This is a genomic window from Bacillus cereus (genome assembly GCF_002564555.1).
GTDB classification, from domain to species: Bacteria; Bacillota; Bacilli; order Bacillales; family Bacillaceae_G; genus Bacillus_A; species Bacillus_A cereus_K.
Window position 1 is genome coordinate 32340 of record NZ_NUVD01000101.1, and the last position, 25436, is coordinate 57775.

The window sequence follows — 25436 nt, forward strand, 5'->3', positions numbered from 1 at the left end:
GTCGCACTTTTCTTTTATTTGACCCTTTATTTTTAATTTTGTATACTTCCCTCTAGATATATTTTCGTTACGGAACTATTTCATACAGATGGGAGGAATTTTTCATGCTTCGTTATTCTCTTTTAGTTTTATTAGGAGCGTGTAGTTATGGAATTTTAGCTATTTTTGTTAAGCTTGCGTATGCAGAAGGTTTTTCACTAGGAGAGGTAATTGGTAGCCAATATTTGTTCGGTTGGATTATTTTGCTTGCTATTACTCTTCTATTCTCTAGACACCGCGTTCCATTAAAACAAGCGTTAATTTTATTCGTAGCAGGAACATCTGCAAGTTTTACTGGAATTTTTTATTATGCTTCATTAAAAACAGTACCAGCTTCTATCGCAATTATTCTTTTGTTCCAATTCGTTTGGATCGGTATTATTATTGAAGCTATTGCAACAAAAACATTACCTTCAAGAGAAAAAGTTATTTCGGTTATTTTCTTACTTGCAGGTACATTTTTATCAAGTGGTTTACTAGAAAAATCGGCTGGTGATTTCGATACGACTGGAATCATTTTAGGTTTATTATCTGCTGTTACATTTGCAACATATATTTTCGTAAGTGGTAAAGTTGCTGTTGAAGTTCCTTCCTTACCACGTGGTGTCCTATTAATGGCTGGCGCTCTAACTTTAGTCATGATCGTGTTCCCGCCAACATTTATTTTTAATGGAGCAATTGCTCAAGGACTTTGGAAATACGGATTAGGACTAGGGATATTTAGTATCGTTATCCCATCTATCGCCTTTACAATCGGGATTCCAAAAATCGGATCTGGCTTAGCAACTATTCTTGGCGCAGCAGAATTACCTGTTACAACAATTCTGTCTGTATTCGTTTTAAAAGAAGCTGTACTATCTTCACAATGGATTGGTGTATCACTTATTTTAATTGGTGTTGCAATCCCTCAGATTGCATATGTAATGCGTGGACGTTATCAAAAACATCCTACACCTAAAAAATTGGCCGCATAAACGAGAGAGGATTTTCATTGGAGAATCCTCTCTTTTATTATTGTATACTTAATGTAAATACTTTATTTAAGAAAGAAGGCATTATACGTGGCATCCAATCTAGAACGATTAACTGAGGAATTGATTTCTATTCGTCGAAATTTACATGAGCATCCAGAATTATCATACGAAGAATTTGAAACGACGAAAGCTATAAAGAATTGGTTAGAAGAAAAAAACATTACTATTATAAATTCTAGTTTAGAAACGGGCGTTATTGCTGAAATTTCAGGAAATAATAGTGGAACAATTATAGCAATCCGTGCTGATATTGATGCCCTTCCTATTCAAGAAGAGACAAATTTACCGTACGCTTCAAAAATCCACGGTAAAATGCATGCTTGTGGGCATGATTTTCATACAGCTGCTATTATAGGTGCGGCCTTCTTATTAAAAGAAAGAGAATCTTTCCTAAACGGAACGGTTCGCTTTATATTTCAGCCAGCTGAAGAGAGCAGTAATGGTGCTTGCAAAGTTATTGATGCTGGACATTTACAAAATGTGCATGCTATTTTCGGCATGCATAATAAACCTGATTTGCCAGTAGGTACAATTGGTATTAAAGATGGTCCACTAATGGCCGGAGTCGATCGATTTGAAATTGAAATTCACGGAGTCGGTACACACGCAGCGGTACCAGATGCTGGGGTAGACCCTATTGTCGCATCCTCTCAAATTGTTATGGCGCTGCAAACTATTGTAAGCCGAAATATAAGTTCATCTCATAATGCAGTTGTTAGTGTTACAAACATCCATTCAGGAAATACATGGAACGTTATTCCCGAAAAGGCAACATTAGAAGGAACAGTTCGCACTTTCCAATCCGAAACACGTGAAAAGATACCAGCTTTAATGGAACGTATTATTAAAGGCGTTTCGGATGCATTAGGTGTAAAAACAGAATTCCATTTTTACCCAGGGCCTCCTGCCGTTCAAAATGATGCAGACCTTACTGGTTTATGCACTCAAGTTGCAGAGGAAATGGCTCTAAATGTGATTTCGCCTACTCCTTCCATGGCTGGAGAAGATTTCTCCTTTTACCAACAACACATACCAGGATATTTCGTCTTTATGGGAACAAATGGTACACATGAATGGCACCATCCCTATTTCACTATCGATGAACAAGCATTACCTATAAGTGCAGAATACTTCGCTTTGCTAGCTGAAAAAGCTCTTAAACAATTAACATAAAATGAAAAAGGCATGAGAAATCACGCCTTTTTCTTGAAATGAAACGAATTTTCATCTTTTAAACTTCGAACAAATCGACAGCATTGCATCATCGATAATAAGACAACAACCATCATAATTATACTAATAACTACTATTGCATATATTGTAATCGGTGCACTATTTATCCCTTGTATCCCTGCTATTTTCATAAAGATAATCGTAAATAATTTCAAAAATAAAATCCCATGAACTAAGCCGAAAACAAATGCTGCTCCATAAATGAATAATTGCTCCTGACATAATAAACATAGCATTTCATTTCTTTTCATATGCTTTACTTCATAAGATTTAAACTCTTCTCTCCTCATTTGCAAAAGAGAATGCGTCATTTTATATGTAATAAACAGACATATAAAAATCAATAAAATAAACATAGTATAAAAACACATTTCAAATATACGTATATCCCCTACTTTATCCACTACTACTTTATTAAATTGTAGCGATATCATGAAAAACAAAATCATTGTACTCGTAGCAACCCATACAAATTGTTTCAACCTTCTGGTAGCAAATGTTCTTATATTTTTTCTCGCTAACCGAAATAAAGACATAAATTCTTTCCCCTACCTCACTTTATAACATACTCATTCTATACTACTAGTGTATAAAAATATGACATTTTAAACATCGCACTACAATCGGAATCTTTTCTAAGTCTTTAGTCCTAGAAAATGAAAATGGAAAATAAACCATATTTAGAATATAATTGTAAAAAGGGAGAGGATTGCATGCGTGTAAAATTACTATTACTCTTATCCTTACTATTTCTCACAAGTTGTAGCCCGCTGAAAAACAATGAAGGGGCCATTGTTAAACCATATAAATTAACGAAAGAGCAATCTGATATTTTACAAATGACTCCTATAAGTGAAGAAAATAGAATGTTTTATGATTTTACAATCAAAAACAATAAAGATGAGCTACATGCTACGATTGAATATTATCAAAATGGTAAAAAAGTAAAAGAAATTGCTAACATAGCTGCATCACATTTTTTAGAAAAGAAAATAAGGCTTTCTTTCATAGCACCACATTTCCAATTGAACAAAGATATACACGGAAAAGGTCAATGGTATATTAATATTGACGGTGGTTCAACGCTTGTTCCTGAAGAAGCACCTCAAAGCTTAAATAGTTCTGCAACTACTACAATTCAATCCGCAAAAAATGTAAGGTACAATCAAAAAACAATTTTAGCTGCTGTAATCCAAACAAATAAAGAAACTGTAAGCATCCCTACCATTGATGAAAAATCAGGGATTGATTTACTCTTAAAAGAAAACGAACACGTTTATCTTTTTAGTATCGAGCTAAAAAAACAATAAAACGGAAATGCNNNGCATTTCCGTTTTATTGTTTAATAAGGTGTACTTTTATATATCTGATTTAAATCCCTTTTCCGTTACTTTTATTACTCGTCTTCTACTTCAATTCTTTTTTTCTCTCTTGCAATCTTTAAAAACTCTAAAAGCTCTGGATTACTATTCATTTTTTTGTAAGCTACCGACATTTCTGCCACAAAATTAGAATCAAATAATTCCTTATATACGACTTCTGTTTTATATAATTTATTTGCCGATACGGGTATTACTGTAATTCCAATCCCTGCTGCTACAAGCCCCATAACTGTTTGATACTCCGTTGCTTCTTGTACAATGTGCGGACTAAAACCTACATCGCGGCAAAGTGATAGGATTGTATCATATAATGCTGGCCATACTGGTCTCGTAATAAATACGAACGGTTCATCCCTTAAATCTTCAATATGTATTTCGTCCTTTTCGGCAAGCGGATGTGCCTTCGGTAAACATAACGTACAAGATAGCTTTTGAATTGGTTCTAACTCTAATAATTGCGTTGGAATTGGCGGACGTAAAAATCCAATATCAATTCGATTATCATGAAGTGCGTGCACTTGATCTGGTGTTGATAATTCATGTAATGCAACAGACACTCTCGGAAATTTCTTTCTATACTCCCTGACGATAGATGGTAAAATATCATATATCGCCGCACCTACAAAACCAATTGAAAGTGATCCTACTTCTCCCCTTTGCGCACTTTGTGCAACTTCTACTGCTTTTTCAATTTGCTCAAACGCTTTTTTTACTTCTTTTAAAAACATTTCTCCTGCTTCTGTTAATTCAACCTTTCTCTTCGTCCTTGAAAATAACATAACTCCCATTTCTTTTTCTAATTGCTGAATTTGTTGACTGAGCGGTGGCTGTGTCATTTGTAAACGAGCTGCTGCTCGTCCAAAGTGTAACTCCTCTGCCACAACAACAAAATATTGCAAATGCCGTAATTCCATTTTTGACACCCTTTTCCTCTTCAATTAATACATCTAATATATTAATAACATACAATTTATATATTAGACAAACATTTTAAATGAACGTATAGTAGAAAATGTTAATTCTTTTTTACAATTTTTATGTAAAAAAAGAAAGAGGTGGTTACTGTATGAAATGGTGGAAATTAAGTGGACAAATTTTATTATTATTTTGTTTCGCTTGGACAGGTGAATGGATCGCAAAGCAGGCACACCTCCCAGTTCCAGGAAGTATAATCGGGATATTTTTATTATTAATTTCATTAAAATTTAATATAGTTAAAAAAGAGTGGATACAAGATGGCGCTGACTTTTTATTAAAAGAACTTATTTTATTTTTCATTCCTTCTGCAGTCGCTGTCATACGCTACAAAGATACATTATCACAATATGGAATCGATATCATTTTAATTATCGTGATTAGTACTCTTTGCGTTACTCTCGTAACAGGACTATTAACAGAATTGCTATTAAATCGGAAAGGATCAACACAATGATCGGCTTTCTTTGTTTACTATTAACACTATTCACATATTGGGTATCTAAAAAAATGTATCAACGCTGGAATTGGAGCTTACTTTCTCCTCTTCTTATATGCCCAATCATTTTAATTGCTTTATTACTCGTATTGGACACACCCTACGAAACCTACGAATCCGGTGGTCATTGGTTAACAGAATTGTTAAAACCTGCAACAGTTGCTTTCGCATGGCCAATCTACAAATATTTTGATCTATTAAAAAAACATGGAATTGCTATATTAATTAATGTCATTGTCGGTTCTTTTCTATCGGTTATTACTTCAGCACTACTAGCTAATTTTTTTCAAATCGATTCATCAATAGAACAGAGCCTAGCACCACATATTGTAACAACACCTATTGCAATGGCTATTTCAGAAATGATTGGTGGTATGTCACAATTAACAGCCGTATTTGTCGTATTAACTGCCTTAACAGGAGCATTACTCGGCCCTTCTCTTATACGTATATGCCGTATTAAAACAGCGCTCGCAAAAGGCATCATGTTAGGAACAAGCGCAAATGGAACGGGCACATCAAAAGCATTCGAAATCGGTCCTGTAGAAGGAACCATTGCAAGTTTATCAATGCTTTTAACAGCTGGAGCTAGTTTAGTTATCGTTCCACTTTTCTTATCTTGGATACATTAAAGAAGCAAGTATTTAAATACTTGCTTCTTTATTTATATATTGGCATATTAGTTCATAATCCTCTGGGAAAGCCAAAGATAATTTTTCAACTTCATGTATCCCTTTCCAATCAATTTCATGTATTAACTCATCAGGGTCTTGAATTTTCATATAACCACCTGTTTGTTTAACAAAATAATAGTGGACATACACGGGAATTCCGTATGTAATACCTTCTTTTTCGTATATTTTATTTACAATTTCCACATCGTAACCTGTTTCCTCCCAAACTTCTCGGATACAACATTCTTCTAAAGTTTCTCCCTTTTCAAGCCCTCCACTTGGGACAGACCACCTTTTTTCTTCACCTTTTTTTCCTTGCAAAACCATTAAAATTTCATTTCTTTCATTTACACATATAGCTGCCGTACCTATCCATCTCTCCATATACATCCCTCCCCTACTAAAATTCGCCTTCTTTTCTATTTTCCCCTTGAAAAAAAGAGGAAAAAAGTAAAACGATGACGAAAGATTACATCAACTTCATGAGCAGTCCCTTCTTAGAAATTCAAACCGAAAGGATGGAATTATGATTTCTAAATATGTTGTGGAATGTGTCTTTTGTGAAGAAAATCGAAAACCTCGCCAAGCCATCGTCACAGTTCCCGCTACTTCTCAGCTACTAGCCATTCAAAAAGTGCGGGCTGAATGTAAACGCCGCTTCGGAAAAACTTTATTATTGCAAACAGAAATTAAAGAAGAAATAGTTTTTGAACAAAAAGAAAGCTGACCACCATTGGTCAGCTTTCTTATCCGATCATATTTTCACATGAAGATTAGGGGCATCCTCTTTAAGGATCGGGATTCTCCCATTACGTACGTTCCATAATGGTCATCGAACAATATATTTCTATACAATTAAATATTGAATAGAATAGGGCAAAACTTGTTCGCATTTTTTAGAAAAGGGATAGGGATATAATTCAAGTAATACTTCGAATACTCGAACTTTATACTCATAATATTAAAACAAATCCTTTTATATTGGAAATATGAATTACTTACATAATTCATTCGTAAAACATATTAGTTTACTATATTATTTTTATTCCATCAGTAACATACATACATCCAGCTAAAACCGGTGTCATAATCATTGAAAACCTCAAAAGCATACGTGGTGCATAATTTGTAAACTTCGCATCGATATATGCTCCTAACATCGTCCCTATTAATACTTGCATCTAGATACCCTTCCGAACTATATCCTAGCCCATCTCCAAATATAACAAGCATTGTTGTCCCTACAGACTGCTGAATCGACGGTTGCTTTTAGTACTTTTCTATATTGATAATATGTACTTAATCTTGATTAATTAAAATAACAGCAGGACCAGCTACTACAACTCCAGCTACTTCTATTTTTTCAAATTCCTTTACGGTAATAGATATAACTCCTTCTCTTTCCATCAACTCTTTACTCAGGACATCAGTCGGGATTGGTTTCACCGTCTTACCTCCTTTTCATTTATACAATATGAGAAAGTGAAACTTTAATCAGTCGGGGTTTTGTCCATCCCCTACTGATTATTAGCCCACACCAATCGGGCTTTTACAGGTAACCCGCCTCCCACCTAACCCCCTCGCATTCCGAATTTTGAAGTGGGAGCCTTACTGTCCGTTTATGCGCGATAAAAACACCCCAATGCATCTATATATATGCATCACCTCCGCTTTCATTCCTTATTCCATTCAAAATCCATATTCCTCTCCTACAACATATTGAAAAATAAAAAGAAGCTATAACATATAGCTCCTCTCTAGATTTCTTTAATCTCTTTGTACCTTATATTTCAAAACTCTACCACCTCTATCAAATTGTAAAACAAGCTGTTCACTATCTATTGGAATGAAGCCACGTTCTGCTCCAAGATAGTACGAAGTGATAACCCCATCTTCCTCATTTCTCGTTTCAGTAGGAGTTCCTAACAATTTTGTAATTTCTTCATTTGATTTCCCTATTAATTTATATTTTTGTAATAAGTCATCTACCATATGTACCCGTTTCTCTGCATAATTTAACCATCGATCTTGATTAAACTTGGAAGTGTACTCATTCATACTTAATTGTACAGCGCACACTATTAATGGAATGATTCCTACTATCATTACACTTAACATTTGTTTCTTTTCTTTATTTCGATTTACAGTAGCCCTTTGAATTATGGCTAATAAAACAAAGGGCATGACTACTACAAATATACTCTTTACACTTAATGACATATGAACTATATCAATAATGAAAATAAACGCAAGATACATTACTATATACAAACAAAAATACACATACAAAATACCCCGCAACATAGCGCTCAGAAAGTCCCCCCTTTTTAATTCATTATATAATTCATCCGGCTAATGATTTCTCGAAGTTTTTCTAATTCTTGATCTGTATATATTACTTTCCCTGTTAAGATTTCATTTCTGAAGAACGTTACAATTTGCTCTCTATCTTTTAATCTCGGCGTTTTTTCTTCAGAAAGATCTAGCACTTCTTTTCCACTCTCATTATAAAAATATACAATCGGTTTTACGTTTTCTTTTACAATATCAACTTGTATTTCTCTCAAAAAATTGTATAGAATGTGAGATAGTTTCTTCGCTCTATATACTGGATTCCCTTCATTTTTCACTTGTACCGTTAATGAATCTTCACTTGTAATGTATTCAAACGTCTCTTCTTTCTCAACTTCTTGTTGATACTTACCAATTTCATCAATCATAAATGAATATATACTAGCATTTTCTTTCGTTACACCATGAATTAATTTCCCTGTCCATTCTTTCGTCTCAAGTAGATACATACCCGTTTTACTTAAGACAAGATGATGAATTCGAAAATCATTTGCTCCGCGCTTATTTCTAATAAAAACATTCGGCATAATATGAAATTCTTTATCTAGTATTATGCCCTGCTCTACGAAACCTCGCTTCATATAATGTAATGTTTCATGTGTATTCACTTCAGCTCCATTTTTAGTATACTCTCGTAAATCTGCAATTAACTTTTGAAACATATGTATCTCATTACTATGTTTATCTTGCATTTCACTACGTTCTTTACTATGCTGCACAGCTAATTGATTTTTCATCATACGCATATTTTCAATTTCTCTAGCTGTACTTACTTGTAAATCATTGTATTTTTTCTGTTCCATATTTTTTAACGTATTTTGTTGTTCTTCATGATCTGTAATCGTAGCTGCAATTTCATTTTCATACGTTGCAATTGCTTGCTTCTTTTCAAATTCCACTTGCTGACTCTCTGATTCTAACTGTTTATTTTTATAAAACAGTACAAACACTCCAGCTAATAATATTAAAATCACACCTATTAGCACATAATACATATTTTTACCCCTTTATTTCATTTTCGATTATTTTTTATAAATATATCCATTATATTATACTACGTATTCAATATACACTTTGTAAAAATTATTTATTTTTAATGAAAGGTATCTCAGGTGAGATACCTCTTAAGTTCACTTTATTGCACACCATACTGAATATAACTTGAATCATAGTATACCCATTGATTTGTCCCTAAGCAAAGCCACCCATCTTGCTTACTCCATACTCGATATGCTTCACCATGATGTAACTGTCTTATAACATTTCCATTTAATGATGGAGCGTCTCGCAGATTCACATTATCGCCAGTAATGGTTGCTACATAATGTTTATACTGAATATAACCCGGATCATTATATACCCACTGATTTGTTCCTAAACAGAGCCACCCATTTTGTTCTCCCCAAACTTCATATGCTTCGCCACGATTCAATTGACGAATTACACTAGACTGTAAAGAAGGTCCACTTCTCAAATTCACATTATTTCCATTAATTACAGCAACTCCGTATACTGGAGTTGCATTATTAGGCGGGGAAACATTTCCTCCACTACTTGCTCCATTTCCTTGTAAAGCTTTTAATGAAACAGCTACAGATACATCACAATTTCCTACACCTGAAATTTGACCAGAATCAGTGTATTGCCATGCTGTCCACTCTGTCCATCCACCAGCATCAGCAGGAGGTGTACTAGAATATCTAGCAATCCAAAGTGAAATATCACTTAACCCATTAATTCCAAACTCATTAATATACCAAACTCCTGTATATAACATTACATTTTTTCCAGTAGCCTGTTTCACATAATTTATGAAACTTCTTGCCCAATTAGATATAAAGGTACCCGTTAAATTACTCTTACTTGCATCTGTTGGTGATTCTAAATCTAAAACTGGAATTAAGTCTGTCTGATTGCTTTGTAATATACTTGTAAAATATTTCGCTTCTGAAATTGCATCATTTTGTTCTGGGTGTGCAAAATGGTATGCACCAATTAATACATTCGCATTTCGTGCCGCTTGTACATTTTGAACAAAAGTAGGATCAAGATAATTCACACCTTCTGTCGCTTTTGCATATGCTGCTGGAATGCCAGATGCTTTCACTGCATTCCAATCAATATTCCCTTCCCAATGAGAAACATCGATAAACGTAACATTTGAACTCGATCTGTTTTGCATATAAAATCTCCTATCAATTTTTTTTATTCCGTATACATACAATATGTACAACTTTAATAAAGAGACACGACATTTATGCTATAGAAGCAAAGAGGAAATATATTTTGTATACAAAGTAAAAAAGACCTTGTATATTACAAGGCCTTTTGCAAGCTCCCTTTATTTTGTAGTAAATACATATTATAATACAACCCTTGTTCACCCAGTAATTCTTGATGTGTTCCTCTTTCTATTATCTCCCCATCATGCATTACAAATATTTGATCCGCATCTTGAATTGTAGATAATCTGTGCGCAATTGCTATCGTCGTCCGCCCTTTTCTCATTTGCTGCAATGCCGTTTGGATAGCCTCTTCTGTTTCTGTATCAATATTTGCCGTCGCTTCATCTAGCACTAATACTTTCGGATTAGTTGCTATCGTTCTAGCAAAAGCAATTAATTGCCTTTGACCACTAGAAAATGCAGCTCCTCTCTCAACTACCTCCGTATCATACTGCTCCGGTAATTTTTCAATAAACGTATTCGCTTGCACAAATTTTGCTGCTTTTTCTATCTCTTCATCCGTAATCTCTTCATTATACATACGAATGTTTTGCTTTACATTTCCAGCAAATAAAAATGCATCTTGCAGCACAAGACCAATTTTCTTTCGAATTTCTTGTTCCTCAAACTTCTCTAAATCTACTCCGTCTATTACAATATTTCCTGATTTAATATTGTAAAATCTCATTAGTAAATTCATAATTGTACTCTTTCCACTACCAGTATGCCCTACGAAAGCAACTGTTTGCCCTGGTTTTACGTGAAAAGATACATTTTTTAATACGTTACGCTTTCCATCATATGAAAAAGTAACATCTTTAAAATGAATTTCTCCATTAGATACTCGTGGATTTTCACTACCTGTTTGAACAGGTGCTAAATCTTTATCATCCATTAAATGAAATACACGTGATGATGAAACAAGCGCTTGCTGGAAGAAAGATAGTTTCATCATCAGCTCATTTACTGGCTGGAAGAAACGATGAATATAGTTAACAAAAGCATATAGAACCCCTACTTCAACAGGACTCTTTAAAGCGTCAATTCCAAACAAACCGAGCACTAATGCAATCGCTACAATATGAACAAGATCTGTTGCTGGGCGTAAAAGCAATGCATCTAATTTTAATGTACGACGTCCAGCACTATAATGCTTGTTATTCACTTCTTCAAACTCTTTTCTCATCCGCTTTTCTTGCCTAAATACTTGAACAATATTCATTCCTTGTATGGACTCATTCAACTTTGCATTTAATGTACTTAGTTGATTACGTACCTCTAAATAAAAAGCTGCACTTTTCCGGCGATACAGCACCATAATCGCAAACATAATTGGAATTAATATGAGAGAAAATAACGCTAATTTTACATCTAATAAAAACATCGCTATTAAAATTCCTACTAAAAACACTACATTTTTTACGAATGTTGATAGTACGCTAACATAAAAATCTTTAATTGCTTCCGTATCATTCGTTATGCGAGATACGAGTGTACCAATTGGCGTACGATCAAAGAAACTTAATGACAATTTTTGAACGTGTTCATACACTTCAACTCGCATATCTTGAACAATCTTAAAAGCTATATTTTGAAAGTACAATAAGTCTAAATACGTAAATAATACTTTTAATAAGTGCGCAATAATATACACTATAAATAAAGTAACAAGTGCTGATTGTTCAAAGTTGCGTGGCACTAAGTGTTCATCAAGAAATTGCTTGATCAAAAAAGGACCCATCATTTCAGTTACAGTTGCACCAACTAGAAATAAAAATGCTAATGCTAATAACCCTTTATATGGCTTCATATAAGAAAGTAATCTTCTTAAATCACTCCGCTTTTTCTCAGCCATCACGCGCCTCCTTTCTCTACTAACGCCTCTAGTTGCTGGCTTTCGTACATTTCTTTATACCAACCATGTTCTTTCATTAATTGTTCATGTGTTCCTCTTTGCACTACCGCTCCTTCATCAATAACAAGAATAAGGTTTGCATGCTGAATCGCACTTAAACGGTGCGCAGTAATAATCGTTGTTTTTTCTGCTCTTTCTCGTTTCAATGCATTTAATATAGTTTCTTCTGTTTTTGCATCTACAGCTGATAAACAATCATCTAAAATTAAAATTTCAGCATTCGTTAATAAAGCACGTGCAATTGAAATCCGCTGTTTTTGACCTCCTGATAGCGAAACTCCTCTTTCACCTACTACCGTGTCATACCCTTCTGAAAATTGAATAATATCATTATGAATACAAGCAATTTCAGCAGCACGGGTAATTTCTTTATACGTAGCATCAGCCTTACCAAACGCAATGTTCTCCCCAATACTTGCTGAAAATAAAAAATGATCTTGTGGCACGTATGAGATTGCAGAACGTACACCATGAAGCGTTAAATCTCGAATATCCTGCTCACCAACTTTTAATTCACCATTAAAATGATCATACTCTCGAATTAAACATTTTAACAACGTCGTCTTCCCTGCACCAGTACGTCCCACAATTCCTAGCGTTTCACCTTTTCTTAAATTAAAATAAATATCTTTTAAGTTTGATAGTTCATTTTTCTTATAAGAAAACGAATCAATAGCGAATGAAACATCGCCACTTGCTATAGTATGTATAGCATTTTCCCTATTCACTACATCTGAAGTTTGCGAAAGTATTTTCTCCACACGATCATAAGAAGCGCGTCCACGTTCCATAATATTAAACAACCATCCAAAAGCTAACATTGGCCATACAAGAGTCCCTAAGTATGTTGTAAATGTTACTAGTTCCCCTACTGTTATTTCGCCCCGTACGACTAATAGCGATCCGTAACAAACTGCGATTAAAAATGAAAATCCGACAATAAGTGCAATCGTTGGGTCGAATAACGAGTCAATACGCGCAACTAACATATTTTTATGTACGACGTCTTCCGATTTCTTCCGAAATGCTTGTAAATCTTCTTTCTCTTGTCCAAGCGAGCGAATCACCTTCATTCCACTCATACTCTCTTGCACTTTATCATTGATTTCCGAAAACGATTGCTGCGCTTTATGAAATCTTCTATGCAATAAAGTTCCATAATAATTTGTCGAAATCGCTACAATTGGCATCGGAATTAAACTTAATAACGTTAACTTCCAGCTAATTGTAAACCCCATCGCTACAAGTACACATCCTCCAACTGCTAATGAGTCAACAAGCGTTAAAACACCTGATCCAGCAGTTTGCTGAATCGCCTGAATATCATTGGTCGCATGCGCCATCAAATCGCCCGTACGACGCGATTGGTAGAAAGATGGGCTCATTTTTGTAAAATGTTCATATAAATTCTTTCGTAATTGACGGGCTAGTTTTAACGAAGATCCAAAAATCATAATACGCCATAAATAACGTAATATATACATAGTAATCCCTACAGCTACTAACAGAACAACCCACTTCAACAATTTTTCAGCTGTTAATGTCCCATTATTAATTTCATCTACTACAATTCCTAGTACTTTCGGGGCTACAAGCTCTAGAAGAGCGACACCAAATAACATAATAATTCCGATTATGTACGCTCGTTTTTCTTGTTTAAAAAACCAAGCTAAATTTAAAAATACTTTCATATTTATCCTCCTCCCTTAAAATGAGCGATGTTTTCAGTTTAACAAAAATACAGAATTTTTAAAAGTTTTAAACACTTCAAGGGTTCAAAAAGAAAAGGATTTAAAATATACTGTCTTGTTAATTCCTTTTTAATAAATAAATTAAATACTATCTATAACAATTACGCTGAATATAATCTGAATATTTTTGAAATTAAGGGTAGGATTTCCTTTGAGTTCATAGAAACTATAAAGTATCTCACCATGATTTTTTAACATATAAGTTTCTTCCTATTTATATAAGTTCTCAATATGAACTTATATAACACCATTACTAATTACCTCTTAGATTACTATCATACTGTAATAAAATGAAGGAAACCCTTTTCTTTAACATAAATTCTATTTTCCACTAAATGAATTAGAAAACGATACTAAAATTAGGAGGATTACGATGCCCCAGCTCGATTCATTACATCCCATTGTAGAAAAAATAATCAATAATATTGAAAAATTAATGGTCGGAAAACGAAAAGAAACAATTTTAGCCCTAACAGCTCTCTTAGCTGAAGGTCATGTACTATTAGAAGATGTTCCCGGTGTCGGGAAAACAATGCTAGTACGTGCTCTTTCTAAATCAATTGATGCCGATTACAAGCGAATTCAATTCACACCTGATTTACTGCCGTCAGATGTAACAGGTGTTTCTATTTACAATCCAAAAGAGCTCCAATTCGAGTTCAAGCCTGGACCAATTATGGGAAATTTTATACTTGCTGATGAAATTAATCGTACATCTCCAAAGACACAATCCGCCTTACTTGAAAGTATGGAAGAAGGCACTATCACAATAGATGGCATTACAAGACCGTTACCAAAACCATTCTTTGTAATGGCTACACAAAATCCGGTCGAATATGAGGGAACATACCCTTTACCAGAAGCTCAGCTCGATCGTTTCTTGTTGAAGTTAAGAATGGGATATCCTACACCAGAAGAAGAATTTGAAATTTTAAACCGGATGGAAAAAACAAATCCACTCTCCCATTTACAAGCGATTACTACAATAGAAGAATTACTTTATTTACAACAAAGCGTACGGGAAGTAAGCATGGACAAAGCAATCAAGCATTATATTGTAAAGCTTGTTAATCAGACTCGTTCTTATAGTTCTATACAGCTAGGTGCAAGTCCACGCGGCTCAATTGCTTTAATGAAAGCTTCACAGGCTTATGCATTCATCCATGGCAGAAATTATGTTATTCCAGACGATATTAAATTTTTAGCTCCTTACGTTTTAGCTCACAGACTCATTCTAAAAATGGAAGCAAAATTTGAAGGAATAACAGGAGAAAAAGTTATCGCCAAAATCGTTGCACAAACTACCGTACCGACTCAAAGGAAGATGAACCTTTGATGAAACGGCTACTACGAGCACTATATCACGTCACCAAGTTATTGCTAATCCCTTTATGCCTACTCTTAACATTTGTGTACGCTATGCTTCAAGGAGGATTTGTAAGTTGGTTTTTATTTTACAGTACGATTCCTACCTGCCTTTATTCACTATTACTCCCCTTCTATGCTTTGCGGGACGCTGAAGTAAAACGAATAACCAACCAAAATGAATATGTAGCAGGAGAACAATTTTTAAGCACTATTACAATAAAAAGAAAATTTCCTTTTCCCTTACTTTATTTAGTTATAGAAGATGAACTGCCACCACAATTTACAAGTTATAGACAAACAAAAACAAATAAGGTAATACTCTTTCCAGGATTAAAACGAAGTATTTCGTTTCAATATGCTATTGACACAATCCCTAGGGGAGAGCACACTTTTTCAAGCGTACGTGTCAAAACCGGCGATCTATTCGGTATGACGGAGAAAGACATAACTTTTTCAGTTCCAGATACATTTTTAGTCTATCCCCAGTATGTAGACATAACGTATCGACAATTAGAAAATCATTTCGAACAAGGGGCTCTTTCAGCAAATATAAATTTAGCAAAAGACTCTACAGTCTCTGTCGGTGTCAGAGACTATAAACCTGGTGACCGCTTTTCATGGATTGATTGGAAAGCATCTGCACGAACAAACAATATTATGACGAAAGAGTTTGAACAACAGCGCAGCCATAATATCATGATATTCATGGACAGAACTGGGTCCCCTCTATTCGAATCAGTCGTAACGCTTACTGCCTCTATTGTGAGGGCTGTCTTGAAGCAAAATTCACCTGCGTCATTCGTGTCTGTCGGAAAAGAACGAACTATTTTCCCATTAAACAATGGCGATACTCAGTTGCAACAAATCTTTTGTCATTTAGCGAAAGTACAAGCGGACAGTGTATTCCCGCTCTCACGAAGTGTAGAAATGGAATTAAGAAAAATGTATCAGCCCGCAACGATTATACTCGTGACAAGCGATCTTTCTCCCGATATTCAAAAGGCGGCTGATTGTGCCGCTATAAAAAATAGAAAATTAATGGTGTTTGTTGTGAAAGAAAAAGCGAACCAACTTTCACATCGAGAACTAAGTATATTAGAAACACTACAAAAAAGAAAAATATTTGTAAAAGCGATTTATGAAAACCGGTATACAAACGTGTTTTTTGAGGTGAGCAAATGATAACATTACAAACAAAAAAACAATGGGATATGAGCAGATTCTTCATGCATGTATGTGCACTTCTTCTTTTACTAGAATGGCTAAACCCCCTTATAGGTATTACAAACGTAGGTAGATTAGATATTTTTGTAATATTTATAGGAATTTGCTTCACTCTCTCTTTTTTTCAAACAAGGTGGCAGATTCCAATAAAGATCGTCACAATTTTATTCATCATTCATTCCCTGTATTATAAAAAAGCTTTTATAAATCCATCTTGGCTAACAACATTTTTTTCTGATATTTCTCGAAACTCCTCCCTATTTTTCCAGGGGAATTTGCTAGATATTTCTCCAGTTTTTCCAACATTTTTATTTTTTCTATCATTTTGGTTTTTGAGCTCTTTTATCTCTTTTTGGATGATTCATAAAAAACGCGGCTTATTATTTCTTGTATTGACTATTATTTATATCACAACTTTTCATAACTTACATTTATACAATGCAAACTACGCTATTATTCGTACTGTTGTCATCGGCTTTTTAATACTTAGTCTTCTTCAAATAGAACGAATAAAAGAGGTTGAACACTTACAAAATTATGCTAGAGAAATCTCAAAATTACTTAGACCGCTTACAATATTTATTGTATTGTCAGCAACCATCGCATACTTCGCTCCAAAATTTGGCCCTCAATGGCCAAATTCGATGAATTTTTTAAAATTCAACACATCCGAAACAAGTAAGGAACAAGAAGTTTCTACAATTGGGTATGGTTCAGAGGACTCGCAATTAGGCGGTCCTTTTAAGGCGGATCCTACAATTGTTTTCACAGCACAAACGCAAAACAAACAATATTGGAGAGTAGAAGCAAAAGATTTTTATACAGGAAAAGGCTGGGAGGTTTCTGAAAATCAAAAAAAGGTTTCTTTTAAAAATAAAAACGACGTCCTGAGCTGGTACGAACAAAATACAAAAACGGAGACCACTGAGGCAACAATCACCATGCAAAAAAGTTATCCTCACCTTACCTATCCAGCAGGATTAGTATCAGTTGAGGCTTCTTCTGATGTATCATACAGCGTTGATCCATTTTCAGAAAAAATCTATACCATGCACGGGGATTCTTCTACTACTTTAAATTCGTATAAAGTAACATATGAGATCCCAGAGTTTTCCATAGAAAATTTGAAAGCTGTAAAAACGAATGAAGATCATGAAACAAATTCTTATTTCATGACAAAGTACACACAGCTTCCCGAATCATTACCACAGCGAGTAAAAGACTTGGCTGTCAATCTTACAAATGATAAAGACAACCGATATGATAAAGTATTAGCTATTGAAAATCACTTCACAGACCCTTCTTTTGTATACGAAACAATGAATGTCTTGTTCCCTGCCAAAAACCAAGATTATGTTGATCAATTCCTTTTCGATACAAAAAGCGGCTACTGTAATAATTTTTCGACGTCTATGATCGTGTTACTCCGTTCTGTCGGGATTCCTGCTCGTTGGGTAAAAGGCTATACAGAAGGAACTCTTGAGAATACACTTGCTAATGCAGAAGGAGAGAATGTTTATAAAATCGCGAACAATAACGCACACTCTTGGGTCGAAGTATATTTTTCAGGATACGGATGGATTCCATTCGAACCAACAAAAGGATTTACCAATCCCTATAATTTTATGAATACTACTCCTACTCCTGCTTCTACTTCACAAAATAGCGAAGAAAATAATTCTAATAACGAACAAATGCAAGGGCGGAACAATGAAGCAAAACTCAAAAGTTTAATAGAAAATACAGAAGAAGACTCTACTAAAAAGATCACAAATTCAAAAAATAGGTTTTCTTTGTGGTACGTATTCCTCTCTACGATACCGATTAGTATCATGGGATACATTCTCTTCTCCACTAGAATGAAATGGATTACATTTTTTATTATTCTTTTCTATAAATACCGAAAAGATGATGCTGTTTATCAAAAAGCTTACAGTGCACTTTTAAAACAATTTTCGAGAATCGGCATACCACGAGGCGAAAGTCAAACATTCCGAGAATACGCTCTCCACATCGATACACTTTACAACTCAACTGATATGCAACAACTTACTTTCAGTTATGAGAACGCTATGTATCAAAAGGGACAGGCCACAGCCGAATGGAAGAAATCCGTACACTTATGGGAAGTGCTTATGAAAAAAGCAGCCTCTCTGCCTGAATCAAGTGACTTCGATGTATTATTTAAATAATGTAGTTTCAAAGAAAACACTTCAAAGACTAAGAGTTACTTTGTTCTTTGAGGTGTTTTTTTAATCCCAATCATCTTGAACATTGGCACTATTGCTTGTCATTGTAACGCCTCTTCATACTCTAATCTCATATATGCCTTTTGATGGAGGTTATTTACACTTTCTAATTTACTTATCCTCTTCTCATCCATTAGAAACCTTTTTAATTGTTTCATTTCCTGACGTTTATTCTTTATTGTTCTCTGAGTGAATCCTTTTGCAATGCAGTGATACAAATATTCTTCTATTACCTCTTCTAATTCCAAATAAAAAACCACCTTTCCTGTTAGTTTATTTCTCAACAGAAAAAGTGGTTTTAAAGAAAGATATAGCAAATTCCGTAAAAATTTCAAAGAAAGATAAACCTATCCATCCTTTTAGTTTGTTCAATTTACGAAATTAATACTTATATCATAGTGATGAAACGCTTGCGGTTCTAGGGATTACCCAGCCGCTTATTTCGTTTGTTGCTTGTTCATCGCGCTCATCATTTGATTGATTTTCTTTTGGGAAGGTTTTTGTCCCATTTGCATCATCATCATTTTTAACATTTGTTCATTAATTGGTGGATTTTTTTCTAAGTAGTTCATCATATATTTGCGGGCAATGAAAAATCCTAACGCCACGCCTGCTACTAGTGCTACTACACCCACTAGAATACCTAACCAAATTGGCATATATTTTCCTCCTTCATGTTGTCTACCTTACAGTGTACTAAAACCTTTTCAATAAGACAAGATAGAATTCGACATTTTTTACACATATGTTCGTACTTGTTTTAAAGGATTCAGCCATCCGTACTTTGTATTTTCATAATCCATAGCTAAAAATGTTAATTCACACTTTCTTAACACCTCAAAGAAAGTCGTTTCCATAGAGACGTTTCCAGAGGTATGCATGCGAATATAGTGTGGTTTCACCATTATTTCGCCATATTCCGCTCCCGTATAAAGCGTATGCGTATGATGTGTTCTATCGTATTTACCAAGAACACGCAAAGCTTGCTCTAATTTATGATGAATTTTCATTACTTGTAATGGCATCGTTATATACATCATTTGTTTATATAACACTTTTTTCTCCGAAAGGGACCCAGATTCTGAAAATCGAGCAAATAAATCAAAAAACAAATATTCACGACCAAAGTAAGCTTTCGCAATATCCTCTTGAATTAAATACAATTCATATGTTTTCATTTTTTCCCTCCCAATCTGGACAACCTTTTCTCTTCATTATATATAAGAAAATTTGCAATGATTGTCTGACTGCGGAGAGATAAAAAACTTTTTCTGTCGAAAAAACTCATTTACATAGAAAAACCTCTCCATGCCGGAGAGATTTTTCTAAAATCATTAAAGCATTTCTTTTACTTTACGAACAACGTTCTCTACAGTAAATCCATACTCTTCCATAATCTTCTCACCAGGAGCAGAAGCACCGAATGTATCGATACCTAACACATCTCCTTCAAGACCTACGTAACGGTGCCATCCGAATGTAGCACCCATTTCGATTGCGAAACGTTTTGTTACTGCTTTTGGTAATACAGATTCTTTGTACTCAGCAGTTTGAGCTTCAAAGCGATCCATAGATGGCATGCTGACAACAGCTGCGTCAACGCCGTCTACTGCTAACGCTTTTTGCGCTTCAACAGCTAGACTTACTTCAGATCCAGATGCAAGTAAAATTACATCAGCTGTTTCTTTCTTGCTTGCAGAAACTACATATGCACCTTTTGCTACTTTTTCATACGTATCGTCTTTTGCACCTTCTAATGTTGGAAGATCTTGACGAGTTAATACTAAAGCAGTTGGTTTGTTTGTAGATTCTAAAGCTAATCTCCAAGCCGCAACAGATTCGTTACCATCAGCTGGACGGATAACAGATACATTTGGCATTGCACGAAGCGCTGCTAATTGCTCAACTGGTTCATGCGTTGGACCATCTTCACCAACAGCGATACTGTCGTGTGTGAATACATACGTTACTGGCAATTGCATTAATGCTGCAAGACGAATTGCTGGACGTAAGTAGTCAGAGAATACGAAGAACGTACCACCGTAAGTTTTTAAACCGCCATGTAGTGCAATACCGTTCATTGCTGCACCCATTGCGAACTCACGTACACCGTACCAAATGTTTTTACCGCTGTAATCATCTCTTGTAAAGTCTTGTTCGTTATTCATATATGTTTTATTAGAACCAGCAAGGTCAGCAGATCCACCGAAGAATGAAGGTACAGACTCAGCAATTGCATTAATTACAGCACCTGAAGAATTACGAGTTGCTGCTTTAGATCCTAATTCATAAGTTGGTAAGTTTTGCTCCCAACCTTCTGGAAGTTGACCGTTCATTGCCGCTTGCAGTTCGTTTGCTAATTCTGGATATGCTTGTGCATATTCACCTAACATAGTGTTCCACGCAGCTTGCGCAGTTTCACCAACATCTTGTACTGTTTTACGGAAGTTGTCATATACTTCTTCTGCTACATGGAAGTCTTGTTCAGCAGTCCAAGCGTATGCTTCTTTCGTTAATTTTGTTTCGTCTACACCAAGTGGAGAACCGTGTGAAGCTGATTTTCCTGATTTGTTTGGAGAACCGAAACCAATTGTCGTTCTTACTTCAATTAGCGTTGGGCGTTTTTCGTCAGCTTTCGCCTCTTCAATTGCTTTTGCGATTGCTTCGATATCGTTTCCATCCTCAACACGGATTACTTGCCATCCGTATGCTTTGTAACGATCTTCTACGCTTTCAGAGAATGAACGATTTAAATCGCCATCTAATGAAATATCGTTTGAATCGTAAAGCACAACAAGACGACCTAATTGTAAATGAGCAGCTAATGAAGATGCTTCAGCAGAAACGCCTTCCATTAAATCTCCATCACCACAAATAGCGTATGTATGATGATCTACTACATTATACGCATCACGGTTGTATTTAGCCGCTAAATGTCTTTCAGCCATTGCCATACCTACAGCAGTTGCAATACCTTGTCCAAGTGGACCAGTAGTTGCGTCTACACCTGCTGTATGACCGTACTCAGGATGTCCCGGAGTTTTGCTTCCCCATTGACGGAAGTTCTTTAAGTCATCCATTGTTACATCATAACCAGATAAGTGAAGTAGGCTGTATAATAACATTGAACCATGACCTGCAGATAATACGAAACGATCGCGGTTAAACCACGTTGGGTTATTTGGATTGTGTTTCATAAATTGAGTCCATAATGTATAAGCCATTGGTGCTGCACCCATTGGCATTCCTGGGTGACCAGAGTTTGCTTTTTCAATCGCATCAATGGATAATGTGCGAATCGTGTTGATAGAAAGTTGTTCGATTGAATGTGACATGCTATTCTTCCCTTCGCGTATGTTAGTAAACGTTTTATACATTTATATGATAGCTTCCCACGCAAGATTATACAACATGTATCGACAAATATGTTGATGTTTTTTTGATTCCCCATAAAAAAACCAATGATTCCGGGAATGTATGGGCATTCAATATGACATACTTTTTTATTATTTTTATTTTAGAAAGAAAGAGAATTATCTGCATATTTATTCATCATTTTCAAATTCCATAATGCAAAATATATCCTTCCCCTTTTTTCACTCTTCGAAGCAATCGAATAAAAAATTCTAATTCCCGGCATAATTTATCTCGATTAATTACATATCTCTCATATTCCCCATCAGTATTATTATCATTTCCCCATTGAAACCGTCCCGTCAGTTCAATTGTTTCTGGCGCTAGAGAAAACATACTAACTAGCAAACCAAATAACTGTTCTGCTACCACTGCCCCTTTTTGTTCAATTTTTGTAATACCATAATAATGAATTCCAAATCCTTCTGCTCTTTTTGCTGGATGATAGAATGGAATCCAATGGATAAAATCTAATAGATATACGATGATCTCATCACTTAATACAACACTCTCATCTATCGTTGCCTCTTCTTTATACAAAAAACAATCTTCGATCCAATTCACACCTTTAAGATCCAATCCTTTTTTTTCATATGAAACAAATACAAATTCATGCTGTAAAGCCAAGATATCCCCCCTGTTATTCAATGATTTCCACATTAATTACTCTTATTATATAAAAGAAGCACCTTCTATAGGTGCTTCTAAAATAATTTATACAAGTTTCTTCCGAATCGAACTTGAAATAAAATCAATTATAATTACCATTAAAATAATGCCTAATAAGATTATCCCCACACGAGACCAATTACGTGAACTTAGTGCAAATATTAATGGCGTACCAATACCACCTGCTCCAATAACACCTAAAATCGCAGCGGACCTTACATTAATTTCAAACCTGTATAACGTATACGATAGAAAATCTGGTAACACTTGTGGTAATACAGCATACCAAAGTATTTGAAATCGATTTGCCCCTGTTGCCATCAAAGCTTCTGTCGGTCCCTTATCTATATTTTCAATTCCTTCCGAATACAGTTTTCCGAGCATCCCGATAGAATGTAATCCTAAAGCTAGTACTCCTGCGAAAGAGCCTGGACCAACAGCTTTTATAAATAAAAGAGCCATAACTAATTCAGGAAATGTACGGACAAAACTAAGTACAAATTTCCCAGTTCCTGAAGTTAATTTTCCACTACTCATATTCGTTGCTGCCCAAAAAGCAAATGGAACAGATAAAAAGGCAGAAATAAATGTACCTAATATCGCAATCGCCAACGTATCAATTAAGCCATGTAATAAATCTTCGCCATCTGGTAAGGATACGTACGACCAGTCTGGGTTCAATACCCCTGTCATAATTGCTTTTGTAATTTCTCCCGCTGTATCCTTTATTCCCTCTAACGGGACTCCTGAAAAGGCCCATACATATATAACTGCAAGTGCTATAAAAATAATCCAGCGATATACACTTGGTTTCTTCGGTTTTGGCACGATTATCGTCGTTTTACTCATTATAATTTCTCCCGCAACAATGTACTTATATAATCAATTAGCAATACAACAACAAGTGTATAAATAATAATAGAAGCCGTTTGTTGATATTGTAAAAATCCAAGTGTACGATCATAATACAACCCAATGCCACCCGCTCCTACTAAACCTAGAACAGCTGCTGCACGTACATTCACCTCAAATGTATAGAGTACATAAGAGACAAAGTGCGCTTTTACTTGCGGAATCACCCCATAAACAATCCATTGCACCTTATTAGCTCCTACAGCTGTCATCGCTTCTAATGGACCTGGGTCAATTGATTCAATAGACTCATACAATAATTTCGCTACGAGTCCAACCGAAAAAAATGTAAGAGCCAAAATACCTGGTAATGGTCCTATCCCAAAAATCGCTACAAAAATAGCCGCTAATAATAAATCTGGTATCGTTCGTATAAAATTTAAAATCAATCGAGCTGGACTGTACAAAAATGTGCTAGTAAACACATTACTTGCGGCAAGTAGTGCAAGTGGAATGGCTAAAATTGCTCCTAAAGTCGTCCCAATAATCGCCATACGTATTGTATCTAACATTGCTGTTGTAATAACTTGAAAATAACCCCAATCTGGCGGCACCATTTCTTTCAATAAATCCATCATATTAGGAAAACCAGCTACTAGTTTTGAAAATGATGCGTCGACCTGTACACTACTACCCCACAACAGTAAAACAACGAGAATAATCGTTAACATATGTTTCAATTTACTCGGCGGCTTCGGTATCGATTTCGAGTATATCGTCACGTCATTCATTTAGCTGCCACCTCTAATAATTCGCTTTTTTGAGCTACATCCCCATAAATTTCAGCAAATTTTTCATCCGTTGCCTCTTCTACTAAACCATCAAAAACAATTTCTCCCGCATGTAATCCAATAATGCGTGTAGCATATTGTCTAGCTAAATCAATAGAATGTAAGTTAACAATTGTCGTAATTCCAAAATCTTCATTAATTTTTTTCAAATCATCCATTACTTGCTTTGTTGTGAGCGGATCTAACGATGCAACAGGTTCATCAGCCAATATGATTTTCGCTTCTTGCGCCAATGCTCTCGCTATCGATACACGTTGCTGCTGCCCTCCTGATAATTCATCAGCACGTGTATATGCCTTTTCTAAAATATTCACTCTTTTTAGCGCTTGAAATGCAAGCTCCAAATCCTCTTTCGGAAACATGCCTATCGTTGTACGCAATGTCGAATGATAGCCAACCCGACCAGCTAATACATTCTTCAGTACAGTTGATCGCTTCACAAGGTTAAAGCTCTGAAAAATCATTCCAATATCTCGGCGCATGCGTCGTAATCCTTTTCCTTTTGCAGCAGTAATTGACTCACCTTCAATAATGATTTCTCCTTCTGTAATCTCATGAAGGCGATTTATAGATCTTAGAAGTGTAGATTTTCCAGCCCCAGATAGCCCGACCATGACAACAAACTCACCTTTTTGAATTTTCAAGTTTATATGATCCAATCCTTTTGTACCATTTGGATACACTTTGGAAACATTTCGAAACTCTATCAAACCTATTACCTACCTTCTAT

The 25436-nt window shown here is 35.2% G+C and carries 26 protein-coding genes and 1 pseudogene; 9 read left to right on the plus strand and 18 right to left on the minus strand.

The window, feature by feature from the left end; translation table 11 throughout:
• Window positions 1-104: 104 nt before the first annotated feature.
• Both COI75_RS22505 and COI75_RS22510 read left to right on the plus strand, forming a co-directional pair.
• The gene (locus COI75_RS22505) at window positions 105-1013 is read left to right on the plus strand and encodes an EamA family transporter (RefSeq protein WP_000947019.1); all 909 of its coding nucleotides are present in this window, start codon (window positions 105-107) and stop codon (window positions 1011-1013) included.
• Between the two features lie 87 nt (window positions 1014-1100).
• Window positions 1101-2246 carry a M20 peptidase aminoacylase family protein gene (locus COI75_RS22510; RefSeq protein ID WP_000157894.1) on the plus strand — a complete coding sequence of 382 codons (1146 nt, stop codon included), beginning with the start codon at window positions 1101-1103 and terminating at the stop codon, window positions 2244-2246.
• A 20-nt stretch (window positions 2247-2266) separates the two neighbouring features.
• Here the strand turns inward: COI75_RS22510 and COI75_RS22515 are convergent, their stop codons facing one another.
• The gene (locus tag COI75_RS22515) at window positions 2267-2842 is read right to left on the minus strand and encodes an FtsX-like permease family protein (RefSeq protein WP_000051876.1); all 576 of its coding nucleotides are present in this window, start codon (window positions 2840-2842) and stop codon (window positions 2267-2269) included.
• A 177-nt stretch (window positions 2843-3019) separates the two neighbouring features.
• Between COI75_RS22515 and COI75_RS22520 the strand changes: the two genes are divergently transcribed.
• The gene (locus tag COI75_RS22520) at window positions 3020-3616 is read left to right on the plus strand and encodes a hypothetical protein (RefSeq protein ID WP_001264119.1); all 597 of its coding nucleotides are present in this window, start codon (window positions 3020-3022) and stop codon (window positions 3614-3616) included.
• 86 nt (window positions 3617-3702) lie between these two features.
• Here the strand turns inward: COI75_RS22520 and alsR are convergent, their stop codons facing one another.
• Window positions 3703-4602 carry an acetoin biosynthesis transcriptional regulator AlsR gene (alsR, locus tag COI75_RS22525; protein WP_033657134.1) on the minus strand — a complete coding sequence of 300 codons (900 nt, stop codon included), beginning with the start codon at window positions 4600-4602 and terminating at the stop codon, window positions 3703-3705.
• A gap of 152 nt (window positions 4603-4754) precedes the next feature.
• Between alsR and COI75_RS22530 the strand changes: the two genes are divergently transcribed.
• Together COI75_RS22530 and COI75_RS22535 are read left to right on the plus strand one after the other, a co-directional pair.
• Entirely contained in the window at window positions 4755-5120 is a 366-nt protein-coding gene (locus COI75_RS22530) for a CidA/LrgA family holin-like protein (protein ID WP_000872359.1), read from the plus strand.
• The gene (locus COI75_RS22535) at window positions 5117-5794 is read left to right on the plus strand and encodes an LrgB family protein (protein ID WP_000578966.1); all 678 of its coding nucleotides are present in this window, start codon (window positions 5117-5119) and stop codon (window positions 5792-5794) included. The genes COI75_RS22530 and COI75_RS22535 overlap by 4 nt, the downstream gene beginning before the upstream one ends.
• Window positions 5795-5806: 12 nt before the next feature.
• On the opposite strand, the gene COI75_RS22540 is transcribed toward COI75_RS22535, so the two are convergent.
• On the minus strand, window positions 5807-6220 hold the full coding sequence (locus COI75_RS22540; protein ID WP_000442988.1) for an NUDIX hydrolase: 414 nt from the start codon (window positions 6218-6220) through the stop codon (window positions 5807-5809).
• Window positions 6221-6362: 142 nt separating this feature from the next.
• Between COI75_RS22540 and COI75_RS22545 the strand changes: the two genes are divergently transcribed.
• Window positions 6363-6563 (plus strand): DUF3903 domain-containing protein, encoded by a 201-nt coding sequence (locus COI75_RS22545; protein ID WP_000624201.1) that lies wholly within the window; start codon window positions 6363-6365, stop codon window positions 6561-6563.
• Window positions 6564-6867: 304 nt separating this feature from the next.
• Here the strand turns inward: COI75_RS22545 and COI75_RS22550 are convergent.
• The 7 genes and pseudogenes from COI75_RS22550 to COI75_RS22580 form a co-directional block, all read right to left on the minus strand.
• Window positions 6868-7096, minus strand: a pseudogene (locus COI75_RS22550) (sulfite exporter TauE/SafE family protein); the annotation flags it as partial.
• 39 nt (window positions 7097-7135) lie between these two features.
• On the minus strand, window positions 7136-7282 hold the full coding sequence (locus tag COI75_RS22555; RefSeq protein WP_098448652.1) for a BC1881 family protein: 147 nt from the start codon (window positions 7280-7282) through the stop codon (window positions 7136-7138).
• Between the two features lie 321 nt (window positions 7283-7603).
• Window positions 7604-8140 carry a hypothetical protein gene (locus tag COI75_RS22560; protein ID WP_000943759.1) on the minus strand — a complete coding sequence of 179 codons (537 nt, stop codon included), beginning with the start codon at window positions 8138-8140 and terminating at the stop codon, window positions 7604-7606.
• Window positions 8141-8163: 23 nt separating this feature from the next.
• On the minus strand, window positions 8164-9183 hold the full coding sequence (locus COI75_RS22565) for a nuclease-related domain-containing protein (protein WP_000291908.1): 1020 nt from the start codon (window positions 9181-9183) through the stop codon (window positions 8164-8166).
• A gap of 140 nt (window positions 9184-9323) precedes the next feature.
• The gene (locus tag COI75_RS22570; RefSeq protein ID WP_001181405.1) at window positions 9324-10370 is read right to left on the minus strand and encodes a GH25 family lysozyme; all 1047 of its coding nucleotides are present in this window, start codon (window positions 10368-10370) and stop codon (window positions 9324-9326) included.
• 134 nt (window positions 10371-10504) lie between these two features.
• Window positions 10505-12268: an ABC transporter ATP-binding protein gene (locus COI75_RS22575; protein WP_098448653.1), complete on the minus strand. Its 1764-nt coding sequence runs from the start codon at window positions 12266-12268 to the stop codon at window positions 10505-10507.
• Complete coding sequence (locus COI75_RS22580; RefSeq protein ID WP_000862396.1) at window positions 12268-14019, minus strand: ABC transporter transmembrane domain-containing protein; 1752 nt, start codon at window positions 14017-14019, stop codon at window positions 12268-12270. Before COI75_RS22580 ends, COI75_RS22575 begins: the two co-directional genes overlap by 1 nt.
• A 433-nt stretch (window positions 14020-14452) precedes the next feature.
• Between COI75_RS22580 and COI75_RS22585 the strand changes: the two genes are divergently transcribed.
• From COI75_RS22585 to COI75_RS22595, 3 genes are read left to right on the plus strand one after another with little or no spacing between them, the layout of a single operon-like run.
• On the plus strand, window positions 14453-15415 hold the full coding sequence (locus tag COI75_RS22585; protein ID WP_001135793.1) for an AAA family ATPase: 963 nt from the start codon (window positions 14453-14455) through the stop codon (window positions 15413-15415).
• Window positions 15415-16629, plus strand: a complete 1215-nt coding sequence (locus COI75_RS22590) for a DUF58 domain-containing protein (RefSeq protein WP_000826181.1) — start codon at window positions 15415-15417, stop codon at window positions 16627-16629. The genes COI75_RS22585 and COI75_RS22590 overlap by 1 nt, the downstream gene beginning before the upstream one ends.
• Entirely contained in the window at window positions 16626-18863 is a 2238-nt protein-coding gene (locus COI75_RS22595) for a transglutaminase TgpA family protein (RefSeq protein WP_000631780.1), read from the plus strand. The genes COI75_RS22590 and COI75_RS22595 overlap by 4 nt, the downstream gene beginning before the upstream one ends.
• 98 nt (window positions 18864-18961) lie before the next feature.
• Here the strand turns inward: COI75_RS22595 and COI75_RS22600 are convergent, their stop codons facing one another.
• From COI75_RS22600 to phnC, 8 genes are all read right to left on the minus strand, one after another.
• Window positions 18962-19168, minus strand: coding sequence for a hypothetical protein (locus COI75_RS22600; protein WP_000418134.1), 207 nt, complete (start codon window positions 19166-19168; stop codon window positions 18962-18964).
• A gap of 189 nt (window positions 19169-19357) precedes the next feature.
• A complete protein-coding gene (locus tag COI75_RS22605) occupies window positions 19358-19579 on the minus strand; it encodes a YneF family protein (RefSeq protein WP_001123315.1) in 222 nt (73 codons plus the stop codon).
• Between the two features lie 78 nt (window positions 19580-19657).
• On the minus strand, window positions 19658-20098 hold the full coding sequence (gene sirA, locus COI75_RS22610) for a sporulation inhibitor of replication protein SirA (RefSeq protein WP_000860643.1): 441 nt from the start codon (window positions 20096-20098) through the stop codon (window positions 19658-19660).
• A 156-nt stretch (window positions 20099-20254) separates the two neighbouring features.
• Entirely contained in the window at window positions 20255-22255 is a 2001-nt protein-coding gene (gene tkt, locus COI75_RS22615) for a transketolase (RefSeq protein ID WP_000019762.1), read from the minus strand.
• Window positions 22256-22478: 223 nt separating this feature from the next.
• Window positions 22479-22961, minus strand: coding sequence for a hypothetical protein (locus COI75_RS22620; RefSeq protein ID WP_001207848.1), 483 nt, complete (start codon window positions 22959-22961; stop codon window positions 22479-22481).
• 87 nt (window positions 22962-23048) lie between these two features.
• Complete coding sequence (gene phnE / locus COI75_RS22625) at window positions 23049-23852, minus strand: phosphonate ABC transporter, permease protein PhnE (RefSeq protein ID WP_000047905.1); 804 nt, start codon at window positions 23850-23852, stop codon at window positions 23049-23051.
• Window positions 23852-24646, minus strand: coding sequence for a phosphonate ABC transporter, permease protein PhnE (phnE, locus tag COI75_RS22630; protein WP_001000765.1), 795 nt, complete (start codon window positions 24644-24646; stop codon window positions 23852-23854). The genes phnE (COI75_RS22625) and phnE (COI75_RS22630) overlap by 1 nt, the downstream gene beginning before the upstream one ends.
• Window positions 24643-25416 carry a phosphonate ABC transporter ATP-binding protein gene (phnC, locus tag COI75_RS22635; RefSeq protein WP_000569235.1) on the minus strand — a complete coding sequence of 258 codons (774 nt, stop codon included), beginning with the start codon at window positions 25414-25416 and terminating at the stop codon, window positions 24643-24645. Before phnC ends, phnE (COI75_RS22630) begins: the two co-directional genes overlap by 4 nt.
• Window positions 25417-25436 lie beyond the last annotated feature (20 nt).